The 8,538-nt window shown below is 65.6% G+C and carries 10 protein-coding genes; 9 read left to right on the top strand and 1 reads right to left on the bottom strand.

The window, feature by feature from the left end:
- Positions 1–52: 52 nt before the first annotated feature.
- A complete protein-coding gene (locus O4220_RS26850; protein WP_269608597.1) occupies positions 53–805 on the bottom strand; it encodes a hypothetical protein in 753 nt (250 codons plus the stop codon).
- A gap of 78 nt (positions 806–883) precedes the next feature.
- On the opposite strand from O4220_RS26850, the gene O4220_RS26845 reads away from it, so the two are divergent.
- The 9 genes from O4220_RS26845 to O4220_RS26805 all read left to right on the top strand — a co-directional run bounded on the left by O4220_RS26845 (position 884) and on the right by O4220_RS26805 (position 8,531).
- Positions 884–1,837 (top strand): Ppx/GppA phosphatase family protein, encoded by a 954-nt coding sequence (locus O4220_RS26845; RefSeq protein WP_269608591.1) that lies wholly within the window; start codon positions 884–886, stop codon positions 1,835–1,837.
- The gene (locus O4220_RS26840) at positions 1,834–2,970 is read left to right on the top strand and encodes a hypothetical protein (protein WP_269608590.1); all 1,137 of its coding nucleotides are present in this window, start codon (positions 1,834–1,836) and stop codon (positions 2,968–2,970) included. Before O4220_RS26845 ends, O4220_RS26840 begins: the two co-directional genes overlap by 4 nt.
- 11 nt (positions 2,971–2,981) lie before the next feature.
- Positions 2,982–3,824, top strand: a complete 843-nt coding sequence (locus O4220_RS26835) for a sugar phosphate isomerase/epimerase family protein (RefSeq protein ID WP_269608589.1) — start codon at positions 2,982–2,984, stop codon at positions 3,822–3,824.
- Positions 3,825–3,846: 22 nt separating this feature from the next.
- On the top strand, positions 3,847–4,704 hold the full coding sequence (locus O4220_RS26830) for a thioesterase family protein (RefSeq protein WP_269608588.1): 858 nt from the start codon (positions 3,847–3,849) through the stop codon (positions 4,702–4,704).
- A gap of 18 nt (positions 4,705–4,722) precedes the next feature.
- A complete protein-coding gene (gene proC / locus O4220_RS26825; RefSeq protein ID WP_269608587.1) occupies positions 4,723–5,538 on the top strand; it encodes a pyrroline-5-carboxylate reductase in 816 nt (271 codons plus the stop codon).
- A 127-nt stretch (positions 5,539–5,665) separates the two neighbouring features.
- Positions 5,666–5,902 (top strand): helix-turn-helix domain-containing protein, encoded by a 237-nt coding sequence (locus O4220_RS26820; RefSeq protein ID WP_008713658.1) that lies wholly within the window; start codon positions 5,666–5,668, stop codon positions 5,900–5,902.
- Positions 5,903–6,121: 219 nt separating this feature from the next.
- Entirely contained in the window at positions 6,122–6,223 is a 102-nt protein-coding gene (locus O4220_RS26815) for a 30S ribosomal protein bS22 (protein ID WP_003402602.1), read from the top strand.
- A gap of 144 nt (positions 6,224–6,367) precedes the next feature.
- The gene (locus tag O4220_RS26810; protein WP_269608586.1) at positions 6,368–7,498 is read left to right on the top strand and encodes an NAD-dependent epimerase/dehydratase family protein; all 1,131 of its coding nucleotides are present in this window, start codon (positions 6,368–6,370) and stop codon (positions 7,496–7,498) included.
- Positions 7,491–8,531, top strand: a complete 1,041-nt coding sequence (locus tag O4220_RS26805) for a lysophospholipid acyltransferase family protein (protein ID WP_269608585.1) — start codon at positions 7,491–7,493, stop codon at positions 8,529–8,531. The genes O4220_RS26810 and O4220_RS26805 overlap by 8 nt, the downstream gene beginning before the upstream one ends.
- The last annotated feature ends 7 nt before the right edge of the window (positions 8,532–8,538 follow it).

The following is an 8,538-nucleotide window of genomic DNA, read 5'->3' as shown; positions in this document are numbered from 1 at the left end:
CAGAAAACCGCCACTTGACACTCATAGGAGCATCACATGCGGCGCAGCTGCTCTATCGGCGCTGAGCCTCGCGAGTAGCGGGATGCACCGCGATCAGACCCAGGCCACGGCGACGCTTGCACAGTGACGCCAGTTCGTCGTAGGCAGCCTTGCCCAGCAGCTCGGTCAACTCGGGCTTGTAGGACTCGAACACCTGCTTCGCGCCGACGTGGGCATCGGGGGAGCCGGAGCAGTACCAGTGCAGATCGAGACCGCCCTCGCCCCAGCCGCGTCGGTCGTATTCGCCGATGGTGGTCTTGAGAATCTCGGAGCCGTCGGGCCGCGTCACCCAGTCCTGGGTGCGCCGGATCGGCAGCTGCCAGCACACATCGGGTTTGACCTCGAGCGGCTCGATGCCTTTGCGCAGCGCCATGGAGTGCAGCGCGCACCCGATACCGCCGGCGAACCCGGGACGGTTCTGGAAGATGCACGCACCCTTGTAGCGGCGCGTACGCAGCGACTGCTCGTCGTCGAGATCGTCGTATTCGACGTATCCCTTCTTGCCCAGACCCTTGTCCATGAGTTGCCAGTCCTGCGGGGTGAGCAACTTCACCGACTCGTCGAGCTTGCGCTTGTCGTCATCGTCGGACAGGAACGCTCCGTGCGAGCAGCACCCGTCGTCGGGCCTGCCCTCGACGGTTCCCTGGCACGCCGGAGTGCCGAAGACGCAGGTCCAGTTGGACAAGAGCCACGTCAGATCGGCGGCGATGAGGTGTTCCGAATTGTCTGGATCTGGGAATTCGACCCATTCTCGTGGGAAATCCATCTCGACCTCTGCAGCGAACGGTGGCTGCTCACGACCTGCTGTCACAAACGACGACGCTAGACCCAGTACCGTGGACCTGTGCGATTAGGGGTGCTCGACGTCGGTAGCAACACGGTGCATCTTCTTGTCGTGGACGCCCACCGCGGCGCTCACCCCACCCCGATGAGCTCGAGCAAGGCAACACTGCGCCTCTCCGAGAACACCGATGCGCACGGAAACATCACCCCTGCGGGCGCGGATCGTCTCGTGAACGAGGTTCGTGAGTTCGCAGCCATCGCCACGAGATCCGGCTGCAGTGAGCTGATGGCGTTCGCCACCTCGGCAGTGCGTGACGCCTACAACTCCGACGACGTGCTCGCCCGGGTACTCGCCGAAACCGGCGTCACCCTGCAGACCCTCTCCGGTGTCGACGAGGCCAAGTTGACGTTTCTGGCGGTACGCCGCTGGTACGGCTGGAGCGCCGGTCGCATCCTCGGACTCGACATCGGCGGCGGATCGCTCGAACTGGCCAGCGGAAGCGACGAGAACCCGGACGTCGCATTCTCGCTGCAGCTCGGAGCCGGTCGCCTCACCCGCGATTGGCTGGACGAGGATCCACCGGGCAAGCGTCGTATCGCGGTCCTCCGGGATTGGCTGGACGCGGAATTGGCGACCCCAGCCAAGGAGCTGCTCGCGGCCGGCGATGCCGACCGGGCCGTGGGAACGTCGAAGACATTCCGTTCGTTGGCTCGCTTGACCGGTGCCGCGCCCTCCGCAGCCGGTCCAAGAGTGACGCGAACACTCACCGCGAGCGGCTTGAGGCAACTCATAGCCTTCATATCGCGGATGACGGCCGCCGACCGTGCAGAATTGGAAGGCGTCAGCGCCGACAGGTCGCCACAACTGGTGGCCGGGGCATTGGTAGCGGAGGCGAGCATGCGGGCATTGTCGGTGGAGTCACTCGAGATCTGCCCGTGGGCGCTGAGGGAAGGTTTGATTTTGAGGAAGCTGGACACCGAAACCGACGGCGATCTGGTGGGGAGTTCGACATGAGCGAGAACAATCCAGAAGACACCGGGCAGATCTCGGTTGCCGAGCTGTTGGCCCGAAACGGCCAGCAGACGAACCTGAGTACAGGTGGACGCCGTCGCCGAGGCGTCAAGGGCGGCATCTCCGTCGCAGAGCTCACCGGTGAAATCCCTGTCGTCCGTGACGAGCCGGGCAGCCGTAGCGCCCCCGTGGTCGACGCACCTGCTCCGTCCCCGGCCGCCCGCGACACGCCGGCCCCGGCTCGAGTCGAGGCCGACGACGACCAGGTGACGCACGACGACGCGCCCGCATTCCTGTCTTCGCGGCCACAACCGGCCCGGCCGCAGAGCGCACGCCCGACCGCGTTTCAACCGGTGGCCAGGCGCGAGAAGCAACAGCCCGAGCCCGAACTGCTGTCCGGCTCCACCACGGTGGCCGGTGACCTGCTGAACCGGTCGCACGACGACACCGAGCGCGGTCATCGCCCGACTGCACCGACGACGCCACCGGATCGGCAGCCGTACGGATCCACCGCGGCCGAACAGGGCCGGAACCGCAAGCCCGCAGGATTCACCGCGCCGCGCCAGGTCGAGGTGGCCGAGCCGAACACCGACGTCACTCCGCGAGCAGCGGTGATCGACGTCGACGACGTCGCCAAGACTGCGGTGTCTGCGCGCATTGCGCGCCCGGACGATACGGAATCCGATAGGACTGGCAAGGTCGCTTCCACCGACGAACCCGAGACATCCGCCGCCACCGAGGCCGTCGATCTCGTCGAGGCGGATGCAGAGCGTGACGCCGAGGACGACGCTGCTGCCGCACCGGAGACCGAGCCCGACGCGAGCCCCGCCACCCGATCCGGCCGCCGGGCTTCGGCCGCCAAGGGCAAGGGCGGTGCCGTTCGGCAGTGGCTCGTGCTCGTGGGTCAGGCAGTGGTGGCCGTCGTCGTCGGCGCACTGCTGTTCAAGGGCTTCGAGCAGCTGTGGGACGTGCTGCCATGGGTCGCCCTGGTGCTGTCGGTGCTGGTGATCGTCGGTCTGGTCGCAGTGGTGAGGATTCTGCGGCGCACCGATGATCTGATCTCGATCGTCATCGCGATCGCCGTGGGTGTGTTCGTGACACTCGGCCCGCTCGCCTTCCAGCTCAGTACCGGCTGAGCTGGAACACGATGGCACCGCAGCGAATACCCGTCGGACTGTCCACGGCCTCGGTGTACCCGCAGAACACCGAGGCGGCGTTTCGGTACGCAGCCGAACTCGGCTACGACGGCGTGGAACTGATGGTGTGGGCCGAGTCGGTCAGCCAGGACGTCGACGCGGTGGCCGCACTGTCGCGGGAGTACTCGATGCCGGTTCAGGCCATCCACGCTCCGTGTCTGCTGATCTCTCAGCGGGTGTGGGGATCGGATCCGATTGCCAAACTGGCCCGATCGGTCGAGGTGGCAGAGAAACTGGGTTCGGCTACGGTCGTAGTGCATCCGCCGTTCCGCTGGCAACGTAAGTACAGCGAGGGCTTCGCCGATCAGGTGGCGGAACTGGAATCGAACTCACACGTGGTGGTCGCAGTCGAGAACATGTTTCCGATGCGTGCCGACAGGTTCTTCGGGCGCAAGGAGAAATCGGCGCAGCGACTGGAACGACGTGGCGGGCCTGGGGCCGCCCTGTCGGCGTTCTCGCCGTCGTACGACCCGACGGACGTCGGCCACGGTCACTACACCCTCGACCTCTCGCACACGGCTACCGCGGGCTCGGACGCCATCGAGATGCTCGATCGGATGGGCGAGGGCATCGCGCACCTGCATTTGGCGGACGGCCGAGGCGCGTCCGTCGACGAGCATCTGATCCCCGGGCACGGCAGTCAGCCGTGCGTCGAGGTGTGCACCGAGCTGGTCCGTCGCGGGTTCGAGGGCCAGGCGGTGATCGAGATCAACACGCAGAACGCGCGGACCGTGCCCGAGCGGTCGTCGATGCTCGACCAAGCCCTCCAGTTCGCCCGTACACACCTGTCCTGACGCCGCCGGTAAGTTGACCGGAATGAGTTCCGTCAGCCCGTTCAAGGCCGCCACCACCCTCACCGCGCTACACGTCACTGACGACACCGCGTCGTTCGCAGGGGCGATCGACTCCACCTGGACCATCGGTCCCAAGGTGCACGGCGGGGCCATGCTCGCAGTGTGCGCCGCGGCGGCGCGTCAGCAGATCGTCAGGACCGACCCCGGCCAGTCCGACATGCAGCCGCTGGCGGTCAGCGTCAGCTACCTGGCCGCACCCGATCCCGGTGAGGTGGCCCTGACGACCATCGTGCGCAAGCGCGGTCGCCAGGTGTGCCACGTCGACGTCGAGCTCACCCAGGCCGGACGCGTTGCGGTGCGAGCCGTGGTGACTCTCGGTCGCCTCGAATCCGACGCGCCGCAGCACGAGAGCCCCACGTCGGCGTCGTCGATGGCCGTCGAACCTCCCGCCGAGACTCTCGCGGTGGCGGGTGATCACCCGATGGCGTCCATCGTGCACGTCGCCAAGGGCTGTGAGATGCGTATCGACGAGTCCTCGGCGTCGTTCCTGACCGGCGCGCAGGGCGAGGCGGAGATCAGATTGTGGGTGCGCCCTTTCGCAGGCGACGAGGCCGACATCGACACGGCCGTGCTGTTCGCACTGATGACCGGCGATATCTCCGCTCCGGTGACGATGAACCGCGGAATGTTCGGTTGGGCCCCGACGGTGCAGTTGACGACCTACCTGCGGCGCCGTCCCGCGCCGGGGTGGCTGCGCGTGGCGGCGACCAGCTCCGTCATCGGCAAAGCCTGGTTCGAGGAGGACCACGTGGTGCTGGACTCGACCGGTGCCGTCGTGGTGCAGAGCAGACAGTTGGCGATGGTGCCGCGCTCGAACTGACATGGCAGGCTTGGCCGCATGACGAGAATTGCAGTGATCGGCGGCGGACGGATCGGCGAGGCGTTGATTGCAGGACTCCTCGAGTCCGGCCACGCGGTGCGCGATCTGGTGGTCGCCGAGAAGTCGGAGTCCCGTGCGAAGGAGATCGCGAAGGAGTTCGGCGTGCTCACCACCACGGTTGCCGACGCATCGGAGGGTGCCGACGTGATCGTGCTCGCGGTCAAGCCGGGCGACGTCGAGGTGGCTCTGGGCGAGATTGCGAAGACAGAGCTCGACGGTGAACGCGAGCAACTGATCGTCTCACTGGCCGCAGGCGTCCCCACCGCGAAATTCGAGCCGAAGCTCCCCGCGGGGTTCCCGGTCGTCCGGGTCATGCCCAATACCCCGATGCTCGTGGGGGAGGGCGTCAGCGTGTTGGCTCCGGGCAAGTACGCACGCGCCGAGCACCTCGAACTGGTGCGCTCCATCCTCTCGGCCGTTGGCAAGGTCGTGGTGGTCAAGGAACATCAGCTCGACGCCGTGACGGCCGTATCCGGGTCGGGTCCGGCCTATTTCTTTCTGGTGGCCGAGGCCATGATCGACGCGGGAGTGGGCCTGGGATTGACGCGCGACGTGGCGTCTGCGCTCGTGGTTCAGACGATGGTGGGGGCCGGGGCGATGCTGGATCGCTCCGACGAGAGTGCGAACGAGCTCAGATACGCCGTGACCTCGCCGGGCGGTACGACGGCGGCGGCAGTGCGAGAATTGGAACGAAATGGCCTCCGATCAGCGTTTTTCGATGCTCTCGGTGCCGCGAATGCCCGATCCATTGAGATGGGCATCACAGCAGAATAAAAAATCTTTTCCCCACTCCCGTCGCAGTAACCCCATCTGTCCCTATAGGCTCGGGGGCAGCACGTGCGTGTCTGTTCGGCAGGAGGGGAAGCCTGCCGCATGAGACGTGCCGGAGGTATGTGGATTGATGGCGTCTATAAACAAGCCGTCCAAGGGTTCGTCCCCGGATGGTCAACCGGCTCTGGCCGGAACGCAGTTCCTCACGGTCGCCGAAGTGGCGACGCTGATGAGGGTTTCGAAAATGACCGTGTACCGGCTGGTACACGGCGGAGAATTGCCCGCGGTACGAGTGGGTCGATCTTTTCGTGTGCACGCCAAGGCGGTTCACGACTATCTCGAGACCTCGTACTTCGACGCAGGCTAGTAGTGCACGCGGGGCCGGTTTCGTAAGTGCCGGTTCGGACCGGTAGGATTGGCGTTCGTCGTGCCAGCCAGCCGGTGTGCAGCCGTGGGCGAGTACGTGGCCCCAGCGCCAGCTCGGTGACCAAGGCTTTTGGCTCGAAGCCCTCAGGGCTTGGTTGTCAGGTAGGCGTACGCAAACGGCGTGCGCGAAAACGCTAGAGAAGAACGTGAGGACACCCGCATGGGTTCAGTGATCAAGAAGCGTCGCAAGCGCATGTCGAAGAAGAAGCACCGCAAGCTGCTTCGTCGTACCCGCGTGCAGCGCAGGAAACTCGGCAAGTGATTCTGCCGGCATAGCTTTCACCAGAAGGCCCGTCACCATCGGTGGCGGGCTTTCTGGCGTTCGCGCATGGGCTTCGCTTCTCACCCCCGCGTCTGCCCACCGATCCAGTAGGCTTTGGACCGGAGCCGATGTTGGGGGTGCGCAGTGAGTCCGAGCGATCGTGGTGTTGCTGCGCCCCGAGTGGTCCTGGTGACCGGAGCGAGTCGTTTCCTCGGCGGTTACCTCGTCACCAGACTGGCTCAGAATCCCCAGATCGAACGGGTGATCGCCGTCGACGAGAAGTCTCCTAGCAAGGATCTGCTCCGACGCATGGGTCGTGCCGAGTTCGTCCGTGCGGACATCCGAAACCCGTTGATCGGCAAGGTTATTCGTAATGCCGGCGTGGATACCGTCGTGCATGCTGCCACCGTCGCCAAGCCCCCGAAATCCGGGGGCCGCGCCACGATGAAAGACCTCAACGTCATCGGAGCGATGCAGCTGTTCGCGGTGTGCCAGAAGTCGCCGACGGTGGAGAAGGTAGTACTGCGTTCGTCCTCCTCGGTGTACGGCTGCAGTGCGAAGGACCCGGTGAAATTCACCGAGGAGATGAGTGCCCGACGCCCACCGAGCGGTGCGTATGCACGGGACTCCATCGACATCGAGGGTTACGTTCGCGGACTCGGCCGTCGACGACCGGACATCGCCGTGTCGATCCTGCGCATGGCACCGCTGATCGGCCCGCGATTGAACGGCACCATCTCGCGGTACATGACCTCGCCGCTGATCCCGAGCATCATCGGCCGCGACGCGCGTATGCAGTTGCTGCACGAGGAAGACGCCCTCGCCGCGCTCGAGCGCGCCACCATCGGTGGTCCGGCCGGCACGTTCAACATCGGGGCAGACGGCACGATCATGCTGTCGCAGGCGATTCGCCGGGCCGGGCGCGTCCAGGTGCCGGTTCCGTTTCCACTGTTCAAGAGTGTCGGCCGCGCCCTCATGGGCGGCATGATGCGGGAATTCACCACCGAACAACTCGACTACTTCCACTTCGGCTGCGGGCTCGACACCATGCGCATGCGTTCGGTCCTGGGCTTCGAGCCGCGGTGGACTACGGTTCAGGCATTCGACGACTTCGTCCGCGGCGCGGCGCTGCGCCCGGTCATCAGGACCGAGTGGGTGGACGGGATCGAGAATCGATTGCTCTCCGCCGTCGATACCGGCGCGTCCACGGCGCGCGCGCTGGCAGCACTGCGAAGTTCGGACACAGTACGAAGTTCGGGAGGGACGGGTGAGTGAAGTGGCCAAAGTGATTCCATTGCACGGTGGCCGCTCGGTCCGCGCGTCGCAGGGTTCGCGCGAACGGCACCCCTCTGCCTACACCGAGCCGCGAGAGCCGACGCCACTGCTCGACCCGGCCCCCGCAGTCGCGTCCGCCCCAGCGGCAGCGATCCCGACTCCGCTGCTGTCGATGATCGACGACACCAAGACCGCCGTTGTCGACCAGATCTCCTCGGTTGCCGAATTCGTGCGCAGGCGTCTGGCCGGCGACTACAGCGTCGACGAATTCGGTTACGACCCGCATTTCGCCGACGCCATCTGGCTTCCGTTGCTGCGGCCGCTGTTCGAGAAGTGGTTCCGCGTCGAAGTCAAAGGCATCGAGAACATCCCGTCGGACGGCGGCGCACTCGTCGTCGCCAATCACGCAGGCGTCGTGCCCGTTGACGCGTTGATGGCGTCGGTCGCGGTGCGCGATTACCATCCGGCGCACCGTCCATTGCGAATGTTGGCCGCCGACATGGCTTTCGAGATGCCCGGCGTCGGCACCATCGCCCGCAAGGCCGGGCACACGCTGGCGTGCAACCCCGATGCCGAGCGTCTGCTGCGTACCGGCGAACTGGCAGCGGTGTTTCCCGAGGGCTTCAAGGGCATCGGCAAGCCGTTCAGCGAGCGCTACAAGTTGCAGCGGTTCGGCCGTGGCGGGTTCGTCTCGGCGGCTCTGCGAACCGGAGCACCCATCATCCCGTGCTCGATTGTCGGCTCGGAGGAGATCTACCCGAAGATCGGCGACATCGCGCCACTGGCTCGACTGATGGGCATGCCGTATTTTCCGGTCACGCCCTTCTTCCCGCACTTCGGTCCGCTCGGCCTGATCCCGTTGCCGTCCAAGTGGTACATCGAGTTCGGCAAGCCGATTCCTACCGACTCGTACGACGCCACCGCGTTCGAGGATCCGATGGTGCTCTTCGAGCTGACCGACCACGTCCGCGAAACCATTCAGCACACGCTGTATCGACTCCTGGCCAAGAGGCGCAACGTCTTCCTGGGGTGAACGCACG

Origin of the sequence: Rhodococcus ruber (assembly GCF_027270735.1) — a bacterium.
Taxonomy (GTDB): domain Bacteria; phylum Actinomycetota; class Actinomycetes; order Mycobacteriales; family Mycobacteriaceae; genus Rhodococcoides; species Rhodococcoides rubrum_A.
The sequence above is the reverse complement of the archived record's forward strand: the minus strand, read 5'-3'. Positions and strand labels throughout refer to the sequence as shown.

Excerpts from the sequence above, each read along its gene's own strand:
- O4220_RS26850 (WP_269608597.1), bottom strand. The coding sequence starts at position 805 with ATGGATTTCCCACGAGAATGGGTCGAATTCCCAGATCCAGACAATTCG.
- O4220_RS26840 (WP_269608590.1), top strand. The coding sequence starts at position 1,834 with ATGAGCGAGAACAATCCAGAAGACACCGGGCAGATCTCGGTTGCCGAG.
- O4220_RS26835 (WP_269608589.1), top strand. The coding sequence starts at position 2,982 with ATGGCACCGCAGCGAATACCCGTCGGACTGTCCACGGCCTCGGTGTAC.
- O4220_RS26830 (WP_269608588.1), top strand. The coding sequence starts at position 3,847 with ATGAGTTCCGTCAGCCCGTTCAAGGCCGCCACCACCCTCACCGCGCTA.
- proC (WP_269608587.1), top strand. The coding sequence starts at position 4,723 with ATGACGAGAATTGCAGTGATCGGCGGCGGACGGATCGGCGAGGCGTTG.
- O4220_RS26820 (WP_008713658.1), top strand. The coding sequence starts at position 5,666 with ATGGCGTCTATAAACAAGCCGTCCAAGGGTTCGTCCCCGGATGGTCAA.
- O4220_RS26815 (WP_003402602.1), top strand. The coding sequence starts at position 6,122 with ATGGGTTCAGTGATCAAGAAGCGTCGCAAGCGCATGTCGAAGAAGAAG.